Annotated in this window: 16 protein-coding genes and 3 pseudogenes; 10 read left to right on the top strand and 9 right to left on the bottom strand. The window is 71.3% G+C overall.

Going from position 1 to position 24,705, the window contains the following annotated elements; genetic code table 11:
* Positions 1-51 precede the first annotated feature (51 nt).
* The gene (locus ACZ60X_RS33960; protein WP_469606858.1) at positions 52-1,065 is read right to left on the bottom strand and encodes a LacI family DNA-binding transcriptional regulator; all 1,014 of its coding nucleotides are present in this window, start codon (positions 1,063-1,065) and stop codon (positions 52-54) included.
* Between the two features lie 234 nt (positions 1,066-1,299).
* On the opposite strand from ACZ60X_RS33960, the gene ACZ60X_RS33955 reads away from it, so the two are divergent.
* The 4 genes and pseudogenes from ACZ60X_RS33955 to ACZ60X_RS33940 all read left to right on the top strand — a co-directional run bounded on the left by ACZ60X_RS33955 (position 1,300) and on the right by ACZ60X_RS33940 (position 5,954).
* Entirely contained in the window at positions 1,300-2,265 is a 966-nt protein-coding gene (locus tag ACZ60X_RS33955) for a glycoside hydrolase family 6 protein (RefSeq protein ID WP_469606856.1), read from the top strand.
* A gap of 73 nt (positions 2,266-2,338) precedes the next feature.
* Positions 2,339-3,613, top strand: a complete 1,275-nt coding sequence (locus ACZ60X_RS33950; RefSeq protein ID WP_469606854.1) for a glycoside hydrolase family 6 protein — start codon at positions 2,339-2,341, stop codon at positions 3,611-3,613.
* A gap of 324 nt (positions 3,614-3,937) precedes the next feature.
* Positions 3,938-5,020: pseudogene (locus ACZ60X_RS33945) on the top strand (arabinofuranosidase catalytic domain-containing protein); the annotation flags it as partial.
* A gap of 457 nt (positions 5,021-5,477) precedes the next feature.
* Entirely contained in the window at positions 5,478-5,954 is a 477-nt protein-coding gene (locus ACZ60X_RS33940) for an RbsD/FucU domain-containing protein (RefSeq protein ID WP_469606852.1), read from the top strand.
* A 146-nt stretch (positions 5,955-6,100) separates the two neighbouring features.
* Here ACZ60X_RS33940 and ACZ60X_RS33935 read toward each other — a convergent pair whose 3' ends face one another.
* A complete protein-coding gene (locus ACZ60X_RS33935; RefSeq protein ID WP_469606849.1) occupies positions 6,101-8,719 on the bottom strand; it encodes a LamG-like jellyroll fold domain-containing protein in 2,619 nt (872 codons plus the stop codon).
* 262 nt (positions 8,720-8,981) lie between these two features.
* Entirely contained in the window at positions 8,982-11,147 is a 2,166-nt protein-coding gene (locus ACZ60X_RS33930) for an ATP-binding cassette domain-containing protein (RefSeq protein WP_469606846.1), read from the bottom strand.
* 823 nt (positions 11,148-11,970) lie between these two features.
* Here ACZ60X_RS33930 and ACZ60X_RS33925 point away from each other — a divergent pair.
* Entirely contained in the window at positions 11,971-12,297 is a 327-nt protein-coding gene (locus tag ACZ60X_RS33925) for a hypothetical protein (protein WP_469606843.1), read from the top strand.
* Positions 12,298-12,414: 117 nt separating this feature from the next.
* Here ACZ60X_RS33925 and ACZ60X_RS33920 read toward each other — a convergent pair whose 3' ends face one another.
* Positions 12,415-12,549, bottom strand: coding sequence for a hypothetical protein (locus tag ACZ60X_RS33920; protein ID WP_469606841.1), 135 nt, complete (start codon positions 12,547-12,549; stop codon positions 12,415-12,417).
* 205 nt (positions 12,550-12,754) lie between these two features.
* On the opposite strand from ACZ60X_RS33920, the gene ACZ60X_RS33915 reads away from it, so the two are divergent.
* On the top strand, positions 12,755-13,513 hold the full coding sequence (locus ACZ60X_RS33915) for an IclR family transcriptional regulator (RefSeq protein ID WP_469606838.1): 759 nt from the start codon (positions 12,755-12,757) through the stop codon (positions 13,511-13,513).
* Positions 13,514-13,611: 98 nt separating this feature from the next.
* Positions 13,612-14,759: pseudogene (locus ACZ60X_RS33910) on the top strand (PP2C family protein-serine/threonine phosphatase); the annotation flags it as partial.
* A 402-nt stretch (positions 14,760-15,161) separates the two neighbouring features.
* Here ACZ60X_RS33910 and ACZ60X_RS33905 read toward each other — a convergent pair.
* Positions 15,162-15,587, bottom strand: a complete 426-nt coding sequence (locus tag ACZ60X_RS33905) for an ATP-binding protein (RefSeq protein WP_469606835.1) — start codon at positions 15,585-15,587, stop codon at positions 15,162-15,164.
* A 193-nt stretch (positions 15,588-15,780) separates the two neighbouring features.
* Between ACZ60X_RS33905 and ACZ60X_RS33900 the strand changes: the two genes are divergently transcribed.
* Together ACZ60X_RS33900 and glpK are read left to right on the top strand one after the other, a co-directional pair.
* Positions 15,781-16,548, top strand: coding sequence for an IclR family transcriptional regulator (locus tag ACZ60X_RS33900; RefSeq protein WP_469606831.1), 768 nt, complete (start codon positions 15,781-15,783; stop codon positions 16,546-16,548).
* 45 nt (positions 16,549-16,593) lie between these two features.
* Positions 16,594-18,123: a glycerol kinase GlpK gene (gene glpK / locus ACZ60X_RS33895; protein ID WP_469606829.1), complete on the top strand. Its 1,530-nt coding sequence runs from the start codon at positions 16,594-16,596 to the stop codon at positions 18,121-18,123.
* A 107-nt stretch (positions 18,124-18,230) separates the two neighbouring features.
* On the opposite strand, the gene ACZ60X_RS33890 is transcribed toward glpK, so the two are convergent.
* The 3 genes and pseudogenes from ACZ60X_RS33890 to ACZ60X_RS33880 form a co-directional block, all read right to left on the bottom strand.
* Complete coding sequence (locus tag ACZ60X_RS33890) at positions 18,231-18,374, bottom strand: hypothetical protein (RefSeq protein WP_469607156.1); 144 nt, start codon at positions 18,372-18,374, stop codon at positions 18,231-18,233.
* Between the two features lie 250 nt (positions 18,375-18,624).
* Positions 18,625-18,870: pseudogene (locus tag ACZ60X_RS33885) on the bottom strand (polyprenyl synthetase family protein); the annotation flags it as partial.
* 96 nt (positions 18,871-18,966) lie between these two features.
* Complete coding sequence (locus tag ACZ60X_RS33880; RefSeq protein WP_469606826.1) at positions 18,967-19,335, bottom strand: squalene/phytoene synthase family protein; 369 nt, start codon at positions 19,333-19,335, stop codon at positions 18,967-18,969.
* 463 nt (positions 19,336-19,798) lie between these two features.
* Between ACZ60X_RS33880 and ACZ60X_RS33875 the strand changes: the two genes are divergently transcribed.
* Positions 19,799-23,872 carry a beta-galactosidase gene (locus ACZ60X_RS33875; protein ID WP_469607137.1) on the top strand — a complete coding sequence of 1,358 codons (4,074 nt, stop codon included), beginning with the start codon at positions 19,799-19,801 and terminating at the stop codon, positions 23,870-23,872.
* 357 nt (positions 23,873-24,229) lie between these two features.
* Here the strand turns inward: ACZ60X_RS33875 and ACZ60X_RS33870 are convergent.
* Positions 24,230-24,705, bottom strand: a 476-nt coding sequence (locus ACZ60X_RS33870; RefSeq protein ID WP_469606823.1) for a TetR-like C-terminal domain-containing protein, incomplete at its 5' end; no start/stop codon positions are given.

Genomic DNA, 24,705 nt, shown 5'->3' with positions numbered 1-24,705 from the left:
GCGTCTCCGTCCGGCGCCTTGCCGGCCGCGGGGTCCTCGGGGGTACGGCTGTCAGGAGCTGGAGCGGATGACCAGGCGGGTGGGCAGGATCAGCGGGGTGGGTTCCTGTCCGTCGACGAGGGCGACGAGCATGCGCGCCATCTCCCGTCCGAGAGCCCTTATGGGCTGATGGACGGTGGTGAGCGGCGGATCGGCGACCTGGGCGACGGCCAGGTCGTCGAAGCCGACCACCGCGACGTCGTCGGGGACCAGCCGGCCGGCCTCACGCAACGTGCGCAGCGCTCCCGCCCCCATGTTGTCGTTGGCGGCGAACACGCCGTCCACGTGGGGGTCCTCCGCCAGCAACGCGGCCGTGGCGGCGGCTCCGCTGGGCTCGGTGAAGTCGCCCTCCCGCGGCGGGTACGGTGCGAGTCCGGCCGCCAGCATGGCGTCCCGGTAGCCGCGGTACCGGGCACGCCCCGCCTCGGTGTCCAGACGTCCGCAGATCGCCGCCACGCGGGTCCGGCCACGGGAGATCAGGTGCTCGGTGGCCTCGCGCGCACCGCCGGCGTTGTCGACGTCGACGTACCACCGGGGCGCCGGACCGACCGGGCGTCCGCCGAACACGACGGGCATCTCCGCCTCCTCGGCCGTCCGGGCCAGCGGATCCCCGTCGCGCAGCGCCATCACCATGACGCCGTCGGCGCCCCTGGCCCGAAGGAGTTCCTCCACCCGCTTGCGTCCGCGGTCGGAGGCCGCCAGGCACAGCATCAGATGCAGGTCTGCCTCCTCCAGGGCGGCCGACGCTCCCACGATCACCTGGGCGAAGAACGGATCCGCGAAGATCGACGGGTCCTCTCCCGCGACGACCAGGGCCGCCGCTCCGGTCTGACGGGTGGCCAGTGCGCGGGCGGTCGGATTGCGTACGTAGCCGAGCCGCTGGACGGCCCGCTCGACCGCCTCGCGCTTGGCGCGGCTGACATGCGGGGCGTTGTTGAGGACGCGGGAGGCCACCGAGCGGGAGACACCGGCGAGTTCGGCCACCTCGTCGAGCGTCGGCTGCCTGCGCGGCGCGTCTGCTGCCATGGAACGCGTGCCCTCCCCGTCGGCCGCCCTGCTGGTAGCGCTTCCAGTTCCGAGACTGTAGAGCCTTGTTTCCGCCATGTGAAGGGAGGTGTGTACGGCGGTCCTTGACAGGTTGAGCAGCGCGCCACACGATACCGGCCACAGCCCCAGGTTCCCGGACCCGCTGGGACCGCTTCCAAATATGGGAGCGCTCCCATCACTTGCCCGCACTCACCAGGAAACCGAGGTACAGCCATGCGCCACCGACTCCGCGCCCTCGTGGCGGCGTTGTTCGCCCTGCCGCCGGCGCTCTTCGCCGCACCGTCCGCCCATGCCGCCGACCCGACGACCATGACCAGTGGGTTCTACGTGGACCCCGACTCCAGCGTGAAACGGTGGGTCGCCGCCAACCCCGGTGACGGCCGGGCGCCCGCGATCAACGCCTCCCTCGCCAACACCCCGATGGCCCACTGGTTCGGCTCCTGGAGCGGCACCATCGGCACCGCCACGGGCGCCTACGCGGGCGCGGCGGACCACCAGCACAAGCTGCCCGTCCTCGTCGCGTACAACATCTACAACCGCGACTACTGCGGCGGGCACTCCGCCGGCGGAGCCGCCTCGCCGTCCGCGTACGCGAGCTGGATCGCCCAGTTCGCCGGGGGTATCGCGAACCGCCCGGCCGTCGTCCTCCTCGAACCGGACTCGCTCGCGGACTACGGCTGCATGACCCGGGCCCAGATAGCCGAACGCGAGGGCATGATCACCGGCGCCCTCACGCAGTTCGACCGCCAGGCACCCAACACCTGGGTCTACCTCGACGCGGGCAACCCGGGCTGGGCGAGCCCGGCGACCATGGCCCAGCGCCTGGACGGAGCCGGTCTGCGCCAGGCCCACGGCTTCTCGCTCAACATCTCGAACTACTACGGCACGGGCGAGAACGTCGCCTACGGCAACGCCGTCAACAGCGAACTCCGGGCCCGCTACGGCTACACCAAGCCGTTCGTCGTGGACACCAGCCGCAACGGCAACGGCTCCGACGGCCAGTGGTGCAACCCCCCGGGCCGCCGCATCGGCACCCCGACCCAGCAGGGCGGAGGCGCCGAGATGCTCCTGTGGATCAAGACCCCGGGCGAGTCGGACGGCAACTGCGGCGTGGGCGCCGGCTCCTCGGCCGGACAGTTCCTCCCCGAGGTCGCCTACAAGATGATCTACGGCTACTGATCCCGTGTCCCGCCCGGCCCGGCCCGTCCGGACAGCGTCCCAGCCCTCGACCACCCACCGCCCAGGAGCAGCCATGGAACCGCGCAGTCTACGACGCCGTGCGGCCGCCGTCGTCACGGCACTCACCGCCTGCGTCACCCTCACCGCGACACAGGCGCAGGCGACGCCCGGCCACGATCGGCTCACCCCGGCCACGAAGTTCTACGTGGACCCGCACAGCGAGGCGGCGAAGCAGGCCCTCGTCGACCTCGGGAACGGCGACATGGAAGACGCCGCCGACATGGCCAGACTCGCGAGCTGGCCGCAGGCCGAGTGGTTCACCCAGGGCACACCCGACGAGGTACGCGTCACGGTGCACAGGCTCGTCCGCCGGGCCCGGGCCGTCGACCGGACCCCCGTGCTGGTCGCCTACGACATCCCCGGCCGGGACTGCTCGCAGTACTCCAGCGGTGGAGCCGCGTCCTCGGCCGCCTACCGCCAGTGGATCGACGCCTTCGCCGCCGGCATCGGCGACGACAGGGCCGTGGTCGTCGTCGAACCCGACGGCCTCGCCAACCTCCCCAAGGACTGCGGAGCCGCCACGGACCCGACCGGCGAACTCACCGCCGCCCGCGTCGCCGACCTCCGGTACGCCGTCAGGACCCTGAAGGCCAGGCCGCGTACCGCGGTGTACCTGGACGCCGGCAACGTCCAGTGGCGGGCGGTCGGCGACATCGCCCGGCGGCTGCAGGACGCCGGGGTCCAGTACGCCGACGGCTTCGCCCTGAACGTCTCCAACAACCACCCCACCGACCACAACGCCAGATACGGCACCTGGATCGCCAAGTGCATCTGGTACGCCACCCAGGGCCCCGAGCAGGCACGCGGCCACACCGACTGGTGCGCCAGCCAGTACTACTCGTCCGCCGCCCCCAACGACGGCGCCCCCGGCGACGCCGTCTCCCCCGCGGACCCCGCCACCTGGCGGTGGACCGACGCGTGGTTCGACCAGAACGTGGGCACCCCGCCCGCCGACGAGCTGCGCCACTTCTTGATCGACACCAGCCGTGACGGCCGGGGCGCCTGGACCCCACCGCCGGGCAAGTACAGCGGGGACCCGGAGGCCTGGTGCAACGCGCCCGGCCGTGGTCTCGGTCCACGCCCCACGGCCGACACCGGTGTCCCGCTGGTCGACGCCTACCTGTGGATCAAGACTCCCGGTGAGTCCGACGGCAGTTGCACGCGCAACACCGGCGGGACCATCGACCCCGAGTACGGCATCGTCGACCCGCCCGCGGGCGCCTGGTGGCCCGACCAGGCCCACGCACTGGCCCGCAACGCGGTCCCGCGCCTGACGTTCAACCACTGACGCCCGAACGGCGGGGAGGCCTGGAACAGGCGCCGCCCGTCCCGCAGCGCGGCGCGCCCGGTGCGGTGGGGCGGCTCGTGCAACGCCGTGGCGGCCCGGCCGACGTGTGCCTCACGAGTCACCGCTGCGGTGTGGGCGGCTCTGTGGCGCCGAGGCGGAAGTGACGACCGTCGACTTCCGGCGAATCCTGTGACGGGCATTGACGGTTGCGGCGGGGTTCCTATCATCCTGAGAGTCCGAAGTACCGGGCATTGTTCGCCATCTCGAACGAGCTGCACACCGGCACCGCGTGAGAAACCCCCACCTCCACAGAGGAGTTCACACATGGCCATCCGACAGCGGCTACGGCCCTGGCACCGCGCCCTGCTCTCGACCGCGGCGGCCGCCGGGCTCAGCGTCGGCGTGCTCGCCGGCACGGCACCCGCCGCCCCGGCGCCCTCCGCCGCCCCGGCCGCCGCCTCCCTGCCGTGCGACCTATACGCCGCCGGCGGCACCCCCTGCGTGGCGGCGCACAGCACGACCCGGGCGCTGTACGCCTCCTACAACGGCCCGCTGTACCAGGTGCGCCGCGCCTCCGACCACGCCACCCGTGACATCGGCGTGCTGGGCCGCGGCGGATACGCCAACGCCGCCGCGCAGGACTCCTTCTGCGCCGGTACGACCTGCGTCATCACCGTCATCTACGACCAGTCCGGCCACGGCAACCGCCTCACCCAGGCGCCCCCCGGCGGATTCTCCGGCCCGGCCGCGGGCGGCTACGACAACCTCGCCGACGCCACCGCCGCACCGATCACGGTCGGCGGCCACAAGGCGTACGGCGTCTACGTGGCCCCGGGCACCGGGTACCGCGACAACAACACCAACGGTGTCGCCAGGGGCGACCAGCCCGAGGGCATGTACGCCGTCCTCGACGGCACGCACTACAACGGGGGCTGCTGCTTCGACTACGGCAACGCCGAGACCAACAGCCGGGACAACGGCAACGGCACCATGGAGGCCGTCTACTTCGGCAACATCAAGGTCTGGGGCTACGGTTCGGGCAACGGCCCCTGGATCATGGCCGATCTGGAGAACGGCCTGTTCTCCGGCGTCAACCAGCACTACAACGCGGGCGACCCCTCGATCAGCCACCGCTACCTGACCGCCGTGGTCAAGGGCGAGTCCAACCACTGGGCCATCCGCGGCGGCAACGCCCAGTCCGGCGGCCTGTCGACGTTCTACAGCGGACCCCGGCCCAACATCGCGGGCTACAACCCGATGAAGAAGGAGGGCGCCATCATCCTCGGCATCGGCGGCGACAACAGCCACGGCTCCGCCGGCACCTTCTACGAAGGCGTCATGACCTCCGGCTACCCGTCGGACGCCACCGAGGGGGCGGTGCAGGCCAGTATCACGGCCGCCGGCTACGGGAGGTAGGAAGCCGGCACGCGCGGCGGATCACTCCTCGTAGCGGAACCCGGCCGTCGCGGGCCCGGCGGTACCCGTGTGCGGGGCGCCGTCCGGGCCACCCGTCCGCGGCCGCCAGGGCCGCGAGCCGGCGGTCGTGACGCGGAGGCGGTCGCCCTCGCGGCACACGTCGCAGCGGGCGGCCTCGCCTTGGCCCTCGGCCGGGCCGCCCACGGCAGGTGCCACGACAACGCGCGCCGGTGAAACCGGCGTTCCGCTTTCCGGAGCGGCGCCACCGTCACGTACAGGGTCGTCGCGATCTTCCGTCCCGCCCGCACGTCGGGAACCGGCCGACCGGGCCCGGCACGCACACCCGAGGTGCGCCGCGCGGCGCTGTGGACTGGGCCACCGAGGCCGGTCCCGGGAGGCGACGGCCTTCTCACCAGCCGACACCCGCCACCATCAGGGAGAGGGCACCATGCTCCTGACGGAACTGCTGCACCCGGGAATCCTCCAGGCACTGGCCGGAGCCGGGCACGGCTCCCGCGTCCTGCTCGCCGACGGCCACTACCCCGTCGGCACTGCCACCGGCGAGCGGGCCGCCATCGTCCACCTCAACCTCAGGCCGGGCCTGCTGGACGTCACCGCGGTGCTCGACGTCCTCCTGCGGGCGATTCCCGTGGAGTCGGCACAGGTGATGGTGCCGCCCGAGGGCGAACCGGAGCCGGCGGCCGTCGCCGAGTACCGGTCCCGGCCGGCGCCCCTGCCGGTGGAGACGCTCGGCCGGTTCGAGTTCTACGACGCCGCCCGCTCCCGCGACCTCGCCCTGGCGATCGTCACCGCCGACATCCGCACCTACGCCAACCTCCTGCTGACCATCGGCGTCCGCGCTGCGGACACCCTTCCGAACACGCGTCGATCCACACGGCCCTCGCCGCCCGCGACGCCTTCCTGAGCCAGGCCGCCGCCCTCCTGCACGTCGACGACACCGAGCGGTGGCTGAGGCACAGCACCTGCACTCCTCGCAGTCGCCCGTCACCGGTACCGCAGGGCGGCGACGGGCTGCTCCGGCGAGGCCTCGCCACCGGCAGGGGTGAGCGGTCAGCTCAGGACGAGTTCCAGTACGGTGACCGAGAGCGGCGGCACGGTGCTGGTGAACGACGCTGCCGCGCCCGTGACGGTGCTCGTCCTCGGCACCAACGTGTCGGGGTGCGCGAGCGTGTTGGTCGTGTCGCGCGCGGGGCCGGTCAGGACCGTCGCGGTGGCACGCCTCCTCACCCCCTTGGCCAGGCCCTTCAGTTCGACCGGCACCTTCACCGCCTCCGTCCCTGAGTTGACGACCGCGAGGTAGAGGCGGTTCCCGGAGCGGGTGGCCACGGTGGCGAGGCCGGGCAGCGCACGCGTGGTGGCCGGCAGCACCGTGTCGCCGAGCCGGCTCGTCAGCATGTGCTGTGCCCAGTAGCTGGGAGACACATAGCTGGTGAGGTTGTCGTAGGCGATCAGGTTGGTGGCCCAGACGTTGTTCTCGACGTGGGAGAAGAGCGGCGCGTAGCACTCCATGAGGACCTGGTCCGAGTTGCGGATCAGCCCGGCCAGCCACGCGGCGTCGCCGAGCGCCGCGTTGAGGTCGGGGGTGGGGCGGCCCTCCTGCGCGGCCCACTCGCCGACGAACACCTTCGTCGAACCGCGGTCCCGGTTGTCGTACTTGTGGGTGGAGGCCTGGGCGGCGGACGGTGCGAGGTAGTAGTGCTCGTCGATCAGGTCCGGCGTGCGGCTCGTCACGGACGTCGTGGCGATCAGCTTCAGGTGCGGGTACTTCGCCTTGATGGCGTCGTGGAACGCGGCGAACCGCTCGTCGTACGACCCCGAGGAGTCGAACCAGTCCTCGTTGCCGATCTCCACGAACTGGAGCGGGAACGGCTCCGGATGTCCGTCGGCGGCACGTCGTGCGCCCCAGGTGCTGGTGACGGGACCGGTGACGTACTCGATCTCGTCCAGTGCGTCCTGGACGAACGGCTTGAGGGCGTCGCCGGTGACGTGTTCCCCCTTGAGCGAGTAGCCGGCGTAGACGGCGAGGACCGGCTGGGCGTGCAGGTCCTCGGTCCATTCCAGGTATTCGAGGAGCCCGAGGCCGTCCGTGGACCAGTAGCCCCAGGCGTCGTCCATGTGGCCGGGGCGCTCCCAGACCGGACCGATGGTGTTCTTCCAGTTGAACCGCGTCGCGACGGTGTTGCCCTCGAGGAAGTTTCCGCCGGGGAAGCGGAGGAACTTCGGCTTCAGAGCGAGGAGTTTCGCCATCAGGTCGACGCGCAGGCCGTTGGGCCGGTTGTGGTAGGTGGGCGGGAAGAGGGACACGTGCTGGAGCCACAGGGTCTCGCCCGCGGCGGCGGGGTCGGCGGTGGTGACGGTCAGCCGCGCGTCACCGACCACGGGGGTGAGCGGACCGGTGCGCAGGGTCAGTTCGAACGGGCGGTCGGGGAAAGCCGTGCCGATGTGGGGCACGTGTGCGGACGCGTACACCGTCGCGCCGTCCGCCGACTCGATGGCCACCGTGAGCGGGCCGATGCGTCGCGACGCCTTGGCGAAGAGCCGGGCGGTGTAGGCGGTCCGGGGCCGCACGGGTATGCCCCAGAAGCCGTCGTTGGCGACGCCCGCCCGCCTTCCGGCCCCGGTGCCGCTCGGCAGCGCGACCTTGAGGGAGCGGTTCAGGGCGGCGTTGAGCGGGGTGGCGGTGTCGAGTGCGAGGGTCGCCGCGCCGACGGCGGACCAGTGCACGGGGGCGGTGTCGCTGGCCATCATCGAGCGGTTCTGCACCAGTTCGGCGTAGATGCCGCCCTCGCCGGAGTGGTTGATGTCCTCGAACATCAACCCGGGGAGGATGGGGGACACGGCATGCGCGGGGCCGGCGACGTCCACGCTCAGCAGCGGCGTCGTGGTCTCCACCGGGACTCCGGCCAGCGCCGCGACCTGCTCGGAGGTGAGGGCGGCCGGGAACATCCACACGTCGTCGATCAGGCCGTGCCACTGGTCGACGTGCCCGCCGCCGTAGAGCGCGCGGCCGATGGCGGTGTCGCCGCTGCCGGCCCAGCCCGCGGTGTAGGCGGTCTCCCCCTCCAGCACACCGTTGACGTAGAGGCGGATGACACCGGCGGCCGGGTCACTGACGCCGGCCAGATGGGTCCAGGTGTGGGCGGTGGGCGCTGAGGCGGCGGCCGCCACCGCGGCGCTCTGGGGGGCGTCCGAGCCCAGCCGGGCGAAGGCGAAGGTGCCGGTGTCGTCGCGCAGCCCCAGGTAGAAGGAGCTGACGGCCTTGCCGTCGACGCTCACGGCGGTCTGGTAGCCGCCGAGTTGGGCGAGGTTGACCCAGGCGCCCACCGAGAACGCCCTGGAGGTGTCGAGGGCCGGCCCGGACGCCGTCGCGTTGCCGCCTGCCGTGAGGCTCAGACTGTGGGTGCCGACCTTGCCGGTGTCCCAGCCGGCCGCGCCCTGGAGCGTCGCGGTGCGACCGTTGCCGGAGGAGTCGGCGGCCGCGGTGCCGGAGCCTTCGTCGAAGGTCCAGTGGGCTGCTGCGGCGGGGAGGTCCGCGGCAGTGGCGCTTGCCGTGGTCCCGGTGCGTTCGGCGGCCCCGGCGGGAGGCGCGGCGGCGAAGGTCCCGGCGAGGGAGGCGGCGCCCAGGACGGTGAGCACGGTTCTGCGCGGCACTCCGGCTTCTGAAGGCATGCGGCTCATTCCTTTGTGAAAGACCGTGGGTCGCGTGCCGGCCGGAGCAGGGACAGCCTGCCGAAGCCGCCCGCCAACCTCGTTCGACATTTCGTACGATGATCGGTACTTCGAGCAGCAGGGATCTTAAGGCGTCGGCGAGGCTCGTCAACACCCCTCGTACGGCATTGCTTCTCCCGGCACGGCCGCGGCACTCTGTCGCTCCCCGGCCCGAGTGGGGACGGGGAGGCCGGCCGATGAACTCCTGCGCGGGGATCGGCCGTCAGCCGCGGCGCATGACCAGCGGCTCGTGGCGTCGCATGAGCACCAGCACCACGACGATGCCGACCAGACCCAGGCCTTCCAGCACGCCTGAATCCAGCCACCACTGGTGGGCGGTGTGGGCCCAGAGCGGATCGACGGAGTGGGGGTGCCGGTCGTCCGTGGGCGGACCGATCCGGCTCAGGTCGATGGTGGCCGCCTGCGCGGCGACCGCCCAGCGGGAGGGGGCGAGCCAGGAGAGCTGGTTCAGGCCCGCCTGGTTGAAGAGCGGGAAGACCGCGCCGCTGAACATCACCTGGACGACCGTGGCGAGCACCAGCAGGGGCATGGTCTTCTCGGCGGTGCGCACCAGGGCGGAGATGATCAGGCCGAGCATCATCGAGGTCGTGGAGAGCAGGACCACCGCCAGCACCAGCTCGATCTCGGAGGGCGTGGTCACCAGCCCCGCCGTCGGCAGCCGTCGGCCGGCCAGCCCGATCGCGACCACCATGAATCCCTGGACCGCGGTGATCAGTCCCAAGACCATCACCTTGGCCAGGACGTAGGCGGACCGGGCCAGCCCTATGGCGCGTTCCCGCTGGTAGACCACGCGTTCCTGGACCAACTCGCGCACCGAGTTCGCGGTCCCGGTCAGACAGGCGCCGACCGCCAGCACCAGCAGGACGGGCTGGGCGTCGACGTTGTAGTCCGGCACGCAGCGCGCCAGCTTCGCGCAGGTCTGCGTGGCGGCCATGAACCCGTACTGGGCGGGCACGGTCACGCTGAGCACCCCCATGATCAGGGGCAGCGCGAGCAGCAGACTCGCATGGCCCCGGTCCGCCGCGATGACCGAGAAGTTACGGCGCATCAGGGTGGTGAACTGGGAGCGCCAGCTCGGCGGACGGACCGCTTCCCGACCGGCGGATTCCCGTGGCCCGCCTCCCGCCTTCGGCCGTCTGCCCGGTTTCCTCGCTTTCCCCTGCCGCGCCTGCTTCTTGTCCTTCCTCGGTTTGTGCCGTTGCTCCGATGTCTCGGCATCGGGGGTCGCGCCCTGCGCCGCGTCGTCCGACGCGTCGGTGCTCCGGGCCGCCCACTCCTGCGTCACGGCGGTGTAGGTGCGGTAGTGGATCGATTCGCGGTAGCGGGCCGCCCAGTCCCGGTCGGGATGAAGGTCGAAGGCCTGGAAGACGTCCGCCCAGTCGTCGTGGCCGAAGTACTCCAGCGCGTAGTGCGACGGGCCGTAATACGCGGTACGGCCACCGGGGGCGAGGACCAGCAGGCGATCGCACAGATGGAGGTTGGCGATGCTGTGGGTGACCACCGCGACGCGGCGGCCGCCGTCCGCGAGACCGCGCAGCATCTGCATGACCTGCCGGTCCAGCCCCGGGTCGAGACCGGAGGTCGGTTCGTCGAGCAGCAGCAGGGCGGGTTTGGTCAGCAGTTCCATGGCGACCGAGACGCGTTTGCGCTGACCGCCGGAGAGGGCCGTGATCCGGGTGTCCATGCGGTTGGTGAGACCGAGTTCTTCGAGCACCTCCCTGACGCGTTCTTCGCGGGCGGCGGCATCGGTGTCGCGCGGGAAGCGCAGCTTGGCTCCGTAGCTCAGCGCCTTGCGCACGGTGAGCTGCGGGTGGAGGACGTCGTCCTGCGGGACCAGGGCCACGCTCCTGCGGAGTTCCGCGAAGTGCGTGTAGAGGTTGAGGCCGTCGTAGAGCACCTCCCCCTCGTCTGCGGGCTGATAGCCCGTCAAAGCCCGCAGCAGGGTGGACTTGCCGCAGCCCGAAGGGCCCACGATGCCCACCAGGGCCTTCTCGGGAAGGTCGAGGCTGACCTGGTTGAGCAGGGTCTTCACCTCACCGCGCTGCCGCACCCGGACCGTCAGGTCCCGGGCGGTGAAAGAACCCGTGCCCCCGTCGGCGCGCACCAGCCGACCGTCCGTCAGACGGAGTCTGGAATGACCGATCACCACGGTGTCACTCGCGCCGAGCACATGCCGGGCGACCTGATGGCCGTTGACATACGTGCCGTTGGAGCTGTCGAGATCCGCTATTTCGGGCTCACCCTCGACCGTCTGCCGCAGCACCGCGTGGTACTTGGAGACCATGGGGTCCGGCACGACGAGGTCGTTGTCGGGTGCGCGGCCTATTCTGAGGACCCGCTCGGCGTGAGACAACGTCTTATCTGTCATTTCCCTGAGCGCCAGTCCTGTTCAGCGGCATATGGAGGCATGCATGACGTGCGTGAACCACGCCGCGCCGCCGGGACGCGTCACCGCCCCCGGCACCTGCGGCCGACAGAGTAACGCTTCATTTCACAAGGCAAGTTCATAAATTTACTTACGATTCACAATTCGGTGGTCTCTCACCAAAGCGGACATGCGGTCAACTGCCGGTCGGGGCCGGGCAGTCGGTCGTGGACGAAGCTTGCGACCTCGCAGGCGACACGGGCGCCGATGGAATGGCCCAGAGACTGCAGGGACCCTCGGGAGCACGGCGTCTCAACGGCGTTGACGCCGTGCGCCCGGTTCCTGCGCCGCCGTCCTCGATGCGGGCGGCGAGGTCGGCGAGGTCGGGGTACCCGAAGACGCCCCGGAGCGGCAGCCGCGGGCCCAATGCGCGGTCGACGCGGAGCGCCTTCGCCCACGCCTCGGCCCGCCACCGCTCCGCCGGGGTGGTGGGGACGGCGCAGGACCTGCCGCCGTGGGCGGCGGCCAGGGCCGTGACGTCGGGCCTCGCCGTTGGCAGTCAGCGGCAGCCGGTCGAGCACCAGGACGCGGTTCGGGATCACGTAGTGCGGCGGTCGCTCGGACAGGCCGTCCCGGATCAGCTCCCCGGGCCCTTCATGTGCGCGGCGTCCTCGTGCATCCCCTCGCCGCGGATCCGCTCCCGGCTGACCTTGGCCGCCGAGGAAGAACGTTTTCCGTGGCCGGCGCCTTCCGCCGCCCCGCGCCACCGGAATGGAGCGAGAATTGAAGACGCACACCACACCGACTCCTACGAAGGGAGGAGGGGATGGCCAAGACAGCGGAGAGACCGCAACAGCAAACCCATGCGGGCGACGGAGCGGGTCTGCACCTGCACATGCGCACGCTGCATCCTCCGGTGCCCATTCCGTACCTCACCAGGGAAGACGTGACGAGCACGGCCCGCGCGGCGACAGCACGACTGCCCGGCACGCCCTCGGCCAAGGACCTCGCGTTCTACGGCGGCCTCGGGGCACTGGCCGTGGCGGGGGCTCTGGAATGGCCCGTCGCCCTCGCCGTCGGCGGAGCCACCTGGCTGGTACGCAGCGGGCGGAAGGAGAAGAAGGAGAGGCAGGCGGCAAGCGCCCAGACATGACAGTCCAGGCGTGGGGCAGTCCAGCGCCCAGGCCGGGGCGGTCCGCAGGCGGGGCCGCCGGACGAGTCCACAAGCCTCTGGCGCGCGGCGGCGTGAGCGCTGCCGGGCGCCGGAGCGTTACGCGGCCGGTCCGAAGGCCCGGCGCAGTTGCGGTGCGTACGCGGACCACAGCTGCCACACGAGGCGCAGGATGATCGCCTCGACGAGCCCTGCGACGATCTTCGCTGCCACGGCTGCCAGTATCTCGGCCATGTCGGCTGACTTCCTGTTCTTGGATACGAATGTCCGAAACCAGACAATGCAGCACTTTCCTGCGTCGCGGATGCTTTCGGGGCATACTTTCCATGTATTTCGAGTGAACATACGGCGACGGCGAAGGCCGGTGGCGAAGCGGCCGTACTGCTCGCGCCCGGCTTCCTGTCTTGCCCGTGCCGGATGCCCGGCGCAGTCTTGTCCTATGGGCGCGCAGGACGGCCCCACACTCATCACGTCCGTGCAGCGGGCCTTCCGGTTGCTGGAGGCGGTGAGCGCGCACGCGAACGGCGCGCCGGCGAAACAGCTGGCACGCGAGTCCGAGCTGCCCCTGGCCACCGCCTATCACCTGCTGCGCACCCTGGTGCACGACGGATACGTACGCAAGCTGTCCGACGGCTGCTTCGTCCTGGGCGACCGGCTGAACTCCCTGCACGCGGCGGGCCGCACTCAGACGCTGCTCAGCCGCGTCCGCCCGGCGCTGGCCGCCCTGCGGGACGAGCTGTCCACCGCCGCCTACCTCACGTTCTACGAGGAGGGCGAGATCCGGGTCGCCGAGATCGTCGACGGGCCCCGTATGCCGCGGGTGGACCTCTGGGTGGGGTTCGAGGACGCCGGTCACGCCACCGCCCTCGGCAAGTCCGTGCTCCGGGAGCTGGACGAAGAGGCCCGCCGCGAGTATCTGTCCAGGCACCACCTCGCCGATCTCACGCCCCGGACGATCACCAGTGCCCCGGAGCTGCTGCGCCGGATCGAGTCGTCCCCCCTGGCACCGGCGGTCACGGACCTGGAGGAGTACGCGCTCGGCACGGTCTGCGTCGCCGTACCCGTCTACAGCGGGGACACCGTCGGCTCGCTCGGTGTCTCGCTGCCGGTGGAACGCCGGGCCCAGCTGCCGGACATCCGGGCGCACCTGCTCCCGATCGCGAGCCGGGTGACCAGGGGACTCTCGCTCACTATCTGAAAACCCTCTCCTTGTGGCGGCCCACGCCCAGCCCGTTTGCTTGTTGAAAGAGACATTGCGGGTGTGCACCCCATACCGGTGAGGACAGCGGACCAGACATGAGCCAGGCCCGACACCATGGCGGCGACCACATGCCGATGCGGCTGTTCACGAGCCGTGCGGCCGGGGCGTGGAGAGCGGTCCTGCGGTGTACCGACGGCAGTATGTCCCCCGGTATGTGCGTGCTGCCCGTTCTGGTCCTCGCCGTCGTCGTGCCCGTCGACCTCGTCGGAGGGATCTGGCTGCCGCTGCTGGCGGCCGGACCCGCGTTGGCCGCCGCCACCAACGGGCCACGCGGCGTGCTGGGCGTCGGACTCCTCGCGGCCGTGCTGGGCGCGTTCCTGGGCCTCGGGCACGGGGTCCCGGCCAGTGAGCTGACGGCCGTACTCACCGCTCTGCTGGCCGTCACCGCGGCCGGCGGCCTGGCCAGTGCGCTGCGCCGCCGTCGCGAGCGGGTGCTCGCGGACGTCCGCTCGGTCGCCGAGGCCGCGCAGCACGCGCTGCTCCAGCCCGTCCCGGAGACCGTCGGCCCGTTCCAGGTGGCCGTCCGCTACAGCGCCGCGGCGGCCGAGGCCCGGATCGGCGGGGACCTGTACGCCCTGGTGCCCACCTCGCACGGAGTCCGGCTGATCGTCGGAGACGTGCGCGGCAAGGGGCTGCCCGCCGTGGGCACCGCCGCGCTCGTGCTCGGAGTGTTCCGCGAGGCCGCCCATGACGAGCCCGACCTGCTGGCCGTCGTCGACAGGATCGAGCGGAGCCTGGCCCGCAACCTCGGCCCGGACGACTTCGTCACCGCGGTGGCCGCCGGCTGTCCCCGGTCAGGGCACTTGGAGGTCGTGAACTGCGGACACGCGCCTCCGCTGCTGATATCCGCCTCCGGAGACGTCACGCAGGTCGAGCCCGCCCGTGCGGCCCCGCCCCTCGGGTTCGCGCCCTCGCCGGACAGGCGCCCCGCCTGCAGCACCTGCCCTTCGCCGTCGGTGACCAGCTGCTGCTCTACACCGACGGCGTCACCGAGGCCCGCGATCACACCCGCGCCTTCTATCCGCTGGCCGCGGGTGTGGCCCGCCATGTGTCCGACGACCCGGCACGCACGCTCGCTTCGGTCCATGACGAGCTGCTGGCCCATGTGGGGGGCCGGCTGCACGACGACGCCGCTCTGCTCCTGCTGCGCAGACGGCCCGCGGACGCGCGCGTTCCCGCACCACCGCAAGCGGAGCTTTCCGCACCGCCCACCGCCGGGCTCCCTGCACGGCCCCAGCCCGAGATCGGCCGACGGCCCGCAACGGAGGTCACGCGACCGACGGGCACGAGCCCACGCGTCGGCCCGGGACAGTGGTCGTACACGAACCCGCGACAGAGGTGACGTGCCGACCCGGGGCAGGGGCCGCGCGGTAGTGCCGGGCCGCGGGGCCGGACGCCAGTGCCCGGGCAGGCGACGTTCGCCCCGTCGCGACGCCCGGCAGGCTCCCCCGGCGCGCGGGAGGTGCCGCCACTCGCCGCACCGGCCGAAAGCCCACGTACGCCCAGTACGAGGACTTCCGGCCGGCACGCCGACAGCACGCACCGGACGCCGCTCCCTGACGGGCAAGCGTTACCTGCCGGGGCACTAGGCCGCCGCGAGATCGGCCCACCGGGTGACGCCGCCGGGGTGGACGCGGGTGCCGTGGCGCGCCGCCAGGGCGTGGACGATCGTCTCGCCCCGGCCGTGCTCGTCCGGGTCGATCCCGGCGAACGAACGGCCCGTCGGGAACGCGGGGCCCGCGTCGGTGACCTCGATGCTCAGGGCCCGCGCGGCGTCATGGGGCGTCCAGGACAGCCGGAGCACGGCCGGCGGGCGGGCGTGGACGATCGCGTTGGTGACCAGCTCGGACACCACGAGGAGCGCGTCCTCGACGAGGTGCTCGGACATGCTCCAGTCGGCGAAGACCGCCGCCACGCTTCGGCGTACGGCCGAGACGGCGCCGGCGACGGGCGGTACCGGACACACGTGTTCGCAGGCCGCCCGAAGCAGCGTGTTGAGCTGTGCCGCCATGGTCTCTCCCGGTGGTGTGTGCGGCCGGTGCGGCGCCATGACGCGCTCCTACCGGCTGTGCAGCAACCTACGGAGACAATTCGGGCGGGTCAATGAACGGCGGTCGGCATTACCGAACGTGGATCTTCGCAGGGCTTCGCGGGGGCGGCCCACCCGTACGGCGAAGCGCCCCGGGCGGTAATAGGCTCGTCTCATGGCCGGACCGGTCCAGTCGATCGAACGGGCGGCGGCGATCCTGCGCCTCCTCGCCGGTGGGCCCCGCCGCCTCGGGCTCGGCGAGGTGGCGGCCTCCCTGGGACTGGCCAAGGGCACCGCCCACGGCATTCTGCGCACGCTCCAGCACGTTGACTTCGTGGAGCAGGACCCGGTGACGGGGAAGTACCAGGTCGGAGCCGCCCTGCTGCACCTCGGCACCAGCTACCTGGACGTCAACGAATTGCGCTCGCGCTCCCTCAACTGGGCCGACGCCCTCGCCGCGCGCAGCGGAGAGGCGGTACGCCTGGGCACCCCCCTGGAGGGCAGCGTGCTCATCGTCCACCACGTCTTCCGCCCGGACGACAGCTTCCAGACCCTGGACGTGGGCTCGCTGCTGCCCCTGCACGCCTCCTCGCTGGGCAAGGTGCTGCTCGCCTACGGGACCGCGACGATCGAACCCGCCAAGCAGCCCGGGCTGGAGGCCTACACCCGGCACACCCTCGTCGACCGCGAGCAGCTCGCCCGGGCGCTCGCCGAGGTCCGGGAACTCGGCTGGGCCGCCGAGGTCCAGGAGATGAGCATGGGAGAGGCCGGGCTCGCCGCGCCGATCCGAGGGCACGGCGGCCTCGTCGTCGGCGCCATCGGGCTGTCCGGGCCGGTCGAGCAGATCTGCGACAGCCAGGGCCACCCCCGCCCGGCCCTGATCACCCTGATCCGCGAGGCCGCGCGGGCGATCTCCAGAGACCTGGGAGCCGCCCGCTGGTAGGCCGCGCCGGCCGCCCTCTCGACCCGTCGGAAGGCAGACCCGATCATGGCTGAACGGTTCGTAATGTCCATCGATCAGGGCACCAACTCGACCCGATGCATCCTGTTCGATCACCGCGGGCGCCTGGTCTCGGTGGCCCAGCGGGAGCATCAGCAGCACTTTCCCGAGCCCGGCCGGGTCGAGCACGACGCCGTCGAGATCTGGCAGAACCTCCGGCGCGTCGTACCCGAGGCCCTGTCCGTCGCCGGTGTCGGCGCGGGACAGGTCGCCGCGATCGGTCTGGCCAACCAGCGCGAGACCACCGTCCTCTGGGACCGGCGCACCGGCGCCCCCGTCGGCCGGGCGCTCGTCTGGCAGGACACCCGTACGGCTCCGCTCGTCGAGGAACTCACCCGGGATCCCGGAGAGGAGTTCTTCCAGCGGCGGTGCGGCCTGCCGCCCTCGACCTACTTCTCGGCGCTGCGGATCCGCTGGCTGTTCGACCACGTCAAGGGGCTCCGGCAACGCGCCGACGACGGCGAGGTGCTGTTCGGGAACATGGAGAGCTGGCTGATCTGGAACCTCACCGGCGGCGCGGACGGCGGTGCGCACATCACCGACCCCACCAACGCCAGCCGCACGATGCTGATGAACATCCGCACGCTCACCTGGGACGACGAGCTGCTGGCCTTCTTCGGGGTGCCCCGCGCGATGCTGCCCGAGATCCGCTCTTCCGCCGAGACGTACGGGGACGCGCGCTCCCTGCTGCCGGGCGTGGCCATCACGGCCGCGCTCGGCGACCAGCAGGCCGCGCTCTTCGGCCAGACCTGCTTCTCCCCCGGCGAGGCGAAGTGCACCTACGGAACGGGCAGCTTCCTGCTGCTCAACACCGGCGCCGACATCGTGCGCTCCCGGCACGGGCTCCTCACCACCGTCGCCTACAAGATCGGGGACCAGAAGCCGGCCTACGCCCTGGAGGGGTCCATCGCCGTCACCGGAGCGCTCGTCCAGTGGTTCCGGGACCGTCTGGGCCTGATCAGCAGCGCCCCGGAGATCGAGACGCTGGCCCGGACGGTCGAGGACAACGGCGGCTGCTACATCGTCCCCGCGTTCTCGGGCCTGTTCGCCCCTCGCTGGCGCAGCGACGCCCGCGGTGTCATCGTCGGCCTCACCTCGTACATCACCAAGGGGCACCTGGCACGTGCGGTCCTGGAGGCCACCGGCTGGCAGACGCGCGAAGTCGTCGACGCCATGAACGCCGACTCCTCGGTTCCCCTCCAGCAGCTCAAGGTGGACGGGGGCATGACGGCGGACAACCTGCTCATGCAGTTCGTGGCGGACGTCCTCGACGTGCCCGTGGTGCGGCCCATGGTCGCCGAGACGGTCTCCCTGGGCGCCGCGTACGCGGCGGGGCTCGCCGCCGGCTACTGGCCGGACCTGGAGGTGCTGCGCCGCAACTGGCACCGGGCCGCGCAGTGGCTGCCCGACATGGACACCGGGCTGCGGGCGGCGGAATACGCCAACTGGCAGCGCGCCGTCGAATGCTCCCTGGGCTGGGCCCGGCCTCCCCGCTCCCCCGACCCCGGCTCCCCCTGACGCCGTCCGCAAGCGCAGGACAGCTTCTGCTCGCCGTCCTCGTCCCTGTCAGTGGGGTCGGGGACCGAGAACGGGGCATCGGCCGACGCTCCGGTCCCCGACCCTGCTCAGTGCCGACGGTCGGCCGCTGATGCGGCCAGTTCGGCGAGCCGGGTGGAGTCCGGCAGCCCGGTGAGTTCGGCGCGTGCCTGTTCGGCGCGGGAGGATGCCATCCGGGCCGCCTGGTCGAGAGCGCCGGTGCGTGTCAGCACGGCGAGGGTGTCCCGGTGTGCGGTGACGGGGTCGGTGCCGCCGCGGAACAGGGCGGTCAGGCGGTCGCGGTCGGCTTCGCCGGCGGCTTCGTAGGCGAGCAGGACGGGCAGGGTGGGTTGGAGGTTGGCGACGTCGCTGAATGACGTCCAGGACGGTCGGCACTCCGCAGGTCAGGTCGCCGCGGATCTCGGTTTCGCGCATGATGCCCTGGCACATGTGGCGTAAGGCCTCGACGGTGACCCGTGCCGCGTGGAGCACCCGATCGGCGGGGCCGGAGCCGAGCAGGGCCGCGATGCCCGCCATCGACAGTCCGTCGCCTGCCACCAGGGCTTCGGCGAGGCCGTACTGCTCGGCGGTTGAGGCCCGCCCGCGGCGTACCGGGTCCTGGTCGATGATGTCGTCGTGGACGAGGCTGGCGACGTGCAGGCATTCGATGCCGGCCGCGAAAGCCAGCACCTGGTCGGCGGTGCCGCCGACGGCTTCGGCCGACTCCATGCAGAGGACGGGGCGCAGCAGCTCGGCCTCCAGAAGCGGAATGTACGTGTCGCCGGCGGCGGTCACAGCAATGGACATGGCGCGTCCTTTCACAGGTCAGCAGGGGATCACGGCGCGCATGCGGGGCCGCCACACGTCGAGCAGCGTGCCCAGGGGCGGCTGTACCGGTCGGTGGAGGACGTCCCGGCCCGCGGCCAGCACTGCGGCGGTGATCAGGGCCATGTACTCACGCAGGCTACTCACGGGGCCGTGGTCCACTTCAGCGGCCTTGTGCAGGTGCCCGGTGACACGCTCCGCCTCGAACGCTACGAGGTCGGCCATAGCCGGTGTCCAGCGTTTCGCCTTGATGTCCTCGGCGCGCACGGTGAACCGGTCGAGGTCCTCCAGCGGCAGGTGGAGGCGCCCGTCATCGAGGTCTTCCGACAGGTCGCGCAGCACATCCGTCAGCTGCGCGACGACGGACAACTCGCGTAACAGCAGCTCACAGTTCCAAGCCCCGCAGAACCTCACGACGACCGTACGCGTGACGCACGTCCCTGACTTCCACCGCACCCCCAGGCCCGTCCACCGTGCCACGCACCAACTGCTGACCACTCACCAGCTGACGACCACTCACCGTCACGGCCGGGCTAGGCATTACGTACGGTCGAAGCCGGGGCCGGAACGTTGATTAGCCCGCACGAGTGAAGCCCGTGCCGTAAACAAGCCGCCCCCGCCGCCTCGGCCGTGTCCTCCCGCCCCATTGTGTTGCGCCTTGTGCGGCCCTACTGTTCGACTTTGCCTGAGTCTGTTTGATGTTGATTGCTCAGGCGGTATGGAGGCCGCAGTGCTGAGTAAGGGGATCGGTTCAGAGGTTGCGATACCCGGCGGCGGTCGGTGGTGGCGGGCGGTCCTCGCGACCGCCGCGACCATCGCCCTGGCCGCGGGCATGACCGCGCCCGCCGTGGCGCAGGACGCCGGCGGGCAGGTACCCGCCGCCACGCCTGCCGCCGGCCCGCGGGCGCACACGGTGAGTTTCGACGGCTACTCGTTCCTCGTCGACGGCAAGCGCACCTATCTGTGGTCCGGCGAGTTCCACTACTTCCGGCTCCCGAGTCCGGATCTGTGGCGCGACATCTTCCAGAAGATGAAGGCCGCCGGGTTCAACGCCACCTCGTTGTACTTCGACTGGGGATACCACTCGCCGAAGCCGGGTGTGTACGACTTCAGCGGGGTGCGTGACGTCGACAAGCTGCTCGACATGGCCCAGGAGGCCGGGCTCTACGTGATCGCGCGCCCGGCGCCGTACATCAACGCGGAGGTCGACGGCGGCGGCCTGCCCGGCTGGCTGACCACCAAGGCCGGCCACAACCGCAGCGACGACCCGCAGTTCCTGAAGTACGCGGACGAGTGGCTGACGCAGATCGACCGGATCCTCGCCCGCCACCAGCTGACCAACGGCACCGGGTCGGTCATCGCCTACCAGGTCGAGAACGAGTACTACAACGGATCGGCCGCCGGCCGCGCCTACATGAAGCACCTGGAGGACAAGGCCCGCGCCGACGGCATCACGGTACCGCTGACCGGCAACAACAACGGCACCTTCAACTCCGGTACCGGCGCCCTCGACGTCGACGGCCCGGACTCCTACCCGCAGGGCTTCAACTGCTCGAATCCCGCGAAGTGGAACGGCGTACCCGACATCAGCTACGACCACCCGGCCGGCAAGCCGCTGTACTCGCCGGAGTTCCAGGGCGGCGCCTTCGACCCCTGGGGCGGACCGGGCTACGACAAGTGCGCCCAATTGATCAACGACCAGTTCGCCAACGTGTTCTACAAGCAGAACATAGCCGTCGGCGCCACCGCGCAGAGCTTCTACATGACCTACGGCGGCACCAACTGGGGCTGGCTGGGCATGCCGGAGAACTACACGTCGTACGACTACGGGGCCGCGATCCGCGAGAACCGCCAGCTCGATCCGAAGTACTACGAGGACAAGCTCATCGGGTACTTCACGCAGTCGGTCGCTCCGCTGACCAAGACCGAGGCGATCAGGGCCACCCCACCGGACGACTCGGCGGTCGTCGACACGGCACGGATGAACCCTGACACCAAGACGCAGTTCCACGTCCTCCGGCACGGGAACGCCACGTCCACGGCTGTCGACAAGACGCACATCTCGCTGGACTTCAACGCCCAGCCGACCGCGGACACCACCTACACCTGGGACGACCCCGACTCCGCGCTGCAGTACGCCGGTTCGTGGTCGCACGTGGCCGACCAGAGCTACACCGGCGGCGACTACAAGCACACCGAGTCGTTCTCGAACAAGGCCGGCGACTCGGTCACCGTCCCCTTCGACGGCACCGCGATCCGCTGGATCGGCTCGAAGACCGACAACCACGGCTACGCCGACGTCTACCTCGACGGCACGAAGGTGGCGACGGTCGACGACTCCGGGGGCGAGAACCAGGCGGTGGTCTTCCAGAAGACCGGCCTGCCCGCCGGGTCACACACCCTGAAGATCGTCGTCGACGGGAACCACAGCTCGGCCTCCACGGACAACTACGTGTCCATCGACGCCATCGACGTGCCGACGGGTACCGCCGCCGCGCAGCCGACCTACCCGGTCGTGCCCCAGCAGCCGGGTACCGCGATCACGCTCGACGGACGCGACTCCCACGTCATCGTGGCCGACTACCGCCTCGGTGACGCGCAGTTGCAGTACTCGACCTCGGAGATCATGACCAGCGCGGCCATCGGGAACCGGGACGTCGCTGTGCTCTACGGCGACCCGGGCAGCGACGGCGAGACCGTGCTGCGCTACTCCTCCAGGCCCACCGTGACCACCAGCGGCGGCACAGTCACGACCACCTGGGACGCGGCCACCGGTGACCTGCGGCTGAACTACACGCACAAGGGCCTGATCCGCGTCAGCATCAGTGGCGGCGCAAAGCGCCCGCTGCTGCTGCTCGTCGGCGACAAGGCCACGGCGGAGACCTTCTGGCGTCAGGACACGGCGACGGGCCCGGTGCTCGTGCGCGGTACCCACCTGCTGCGGACGGCGGCCGGCCGGGACGGCGGCCGCACGGTGGCGCTCACCGGCGACAACGCCGATGACGCGAACATCGAGGTGTTCACCTCCGCCGACCACGTCACCTGGAACGGCAGGAGCCTGGCCACCCGGCCCACCGACACAGGAAGCCTCACCGGGAAGATCCCGGTGGCCGCCCCGGTCCACCTGCCGGCCCTGACGAACTGGAAGCACGCCGAGGAGTCCCCCGAAGCGGCCCCCGGTTTCGACGACTCCGGCTGGCAGGTGGCGGACAGGACGACCACCGACAGCGTCTCCGGCGTCAACTCGCTGCCGGTGCTCTACGCGGACGACTACGGCTTCCACACCGGCAACACGTGGTACCGCGGCCGTTTCCGCGCCACCGGCAAGGAGACCGGCATCCACCTGGTCTCGGACTCCGGCGGCGGTGCGCAGGCGTTCTCCGCCTGGCTCAACGGCACCTTCCTGGGCAGCTCCACCACGGGCAGCGCCGACTTCACCTTCCCGGCCGGTTCGGTGAAGTCCACGGGTGACAACGTCATATCCGTGCTCACCGTGAACATGGGGCACGAGGAGGACTACAACTCGACCAACGGCAACAAGACCGCGCGCGGACTGACCAGCGCCTTTCTCGTCGGGGCGCCGCTGACCTCTCTCACCTGGCGGCTGCAGGGCGTACGGGGCGGCGAGGACCTGCAGGATCCGGTGCGCGGCCCGCTGTCGACGGGCGGTCTGTACGGCGAGCGGGCCGGCTGGTCCCTGCCGGGCTACCCGGACGGCAACTGGAACCGGGTGTCCCTGCCGACGACCGACACCCGTCCCGGGGTCTCGTGGTACCGCACCGACGTCAGCCTCGACCTGCCGCACGGCCAGGACACCTCGCTCGGGCTGACGTTCACCGACGACCCGGCACGCAAGTACCGGGCAACGATCTTCGTGAACGGCTGGCAGGTCGGCAACTACGTCAACTACCTCGGCCCGCAGCACACCTTCCCGGTCCCCAACGGGATCCTGAACCCGAACGGCCGTAACAGCGTCGCCGTCGCCGTGTGGAACCTGGACGGCAGCACCGGCGGACTCGGCAGGGTCTCGCTCACCGACTACGGCAGCTACACCTCCTCCCTGCACGTCGCGCAGAACGACAGCCCCCGCTACGACCCCGAGAAGTACGCGATGCCGAAGCGTCCCGGAGCGGACGTCACCCTGGACGTGCCGGACACCGCTCAGTCAGGACAGGCCTTCACGGCCGAGGAGACGGTGCGGGTGCCGAAGGACGGACCGACCGCCTCCCGGCTGACGGCCTCGCTCTTCGCGCCCGACGGCTGGACCGTGACCGCCACGGGCCCCACGTCGGTCAAGCGCCTGCGGCCCGGCGGATCGGCCGGCTTCACCTGGAAGGTCCAGCCGCCGGCCGGAAAGCTCCCCTCTGCCTCGGCACTCACCGCCACGGTGCACTACCTGCAGAACGGACGGCGGGCTGCCGGCGGTGACGAGCGCATCGTCGGCGGGATCCCGCCGGCTCCGCCGGCCGGGAAGAGCGCTGTGAGCGACCTGCCGTTCTTGTCGTCCACCAACGGGTGGGGTCCGGTGGAACGTGACACCAGCGTCGGCGAACAGGCGGCCGGGGACGGCCGTCCGATCAGTGTCGCCGGTGTCCGATACGCCAAGGGCCTGGGCACCAACGCGGTCAGCGACGTCGAGCTCTACCTCGCGGGAAAGTGCTCCCGGTTGACGGCGGACGTGGGCGTCGACGACGAGACAGGCGGTGCGGGAACGGTGACGTTCTCCGTGATCGCCGACGGCAAGACCTTGGTGACCACGCCGACGATCCACGGCAAAGAGGCCGCGGTACCGATCGACGTCGACCTCAGCGGCGCCCAGGTGGTCGACCTCAAGGTCGGTGACGCCGGCGACGGCAACGGCAACGACCACGGCGACTGGGTGGTGCCGACGCTGACGTGCGGCTGACAACCCAGCCGCGCTTCGCTGTCTGACCTGCTCAGAGGCATCGTCCGGAGTGCGGTTGGCTGATGGCCCCTCAGCGGCCGTCGTGCCGGGCAGCCCCTCCGGCAGGTGAAGTCGTCGTCCGCGGTGGCAGCGGCGGGCGACGACTCGGCGTCCGCGGCGCCAGTGTGACCGGTTCGGCGGCACCCCCTTGTGCCGCCGAACCGGCCGCCATGACCGCGAGGCAGGCATGGCCGAGCACCTCCCAGGGTCATGTGCCCGTACCGGCCGCCCCGGCGTCGCCCGCGATGCCGGGAAGCAACGCCGCAGGCAGGTGGCGGGGCCCGAGGGCGTCGGCTGCCTGACCGCCGGGACGGTGTGTCAGACCACGGCGAGCCGGTCCACGAGCAGCTGCGTCCTCCGCTCGGCGTCCTGCGGCAGCAGCCGTCCCGCCCGGGTCAGGGTCGCGATCCCGTGCAGGGACGCCCAGAACACCTCGGTGAACAGCCCCGGTTCGACGCCGTCCCCGGCGGCCTCGTCGAGGGTCTCCAACAGCGCGGCGAAGGCGTCCTTCAGCGGCTCCGGGGTGTCCTCCTGCGCGTACGCCAGTCCGCCGTCGAGCTGGAAGACGGCGTCGTAGACGGCCGGGTTGCGTTCCGCGAAGTCGAGGTAGGCGCGCGCGAGGGCGGAGACCCGGGCGCGGGGGCCGTGCGCGGCCGCGGTCGCGGCGCGCACGGTCGTGGCCATCTCGGTGGCGCCCTGGAGGGCGACGGCGCCGATGATCTCGCGTTTGCCGCGGAAGTGGCTGTAGAGGACGGGCTGGCTGTATTCGATGCGCTCGGCGAGCCGGCGGGTGG

The organism is Streptomyces sp. NPDC104106 (assembly GCF_055584345.1).
The sequence above is the reverse complement of the archived record's forward strand: the minus strand, read 5'-3'. Positions and strand labels throughout refer to the sequence as shown.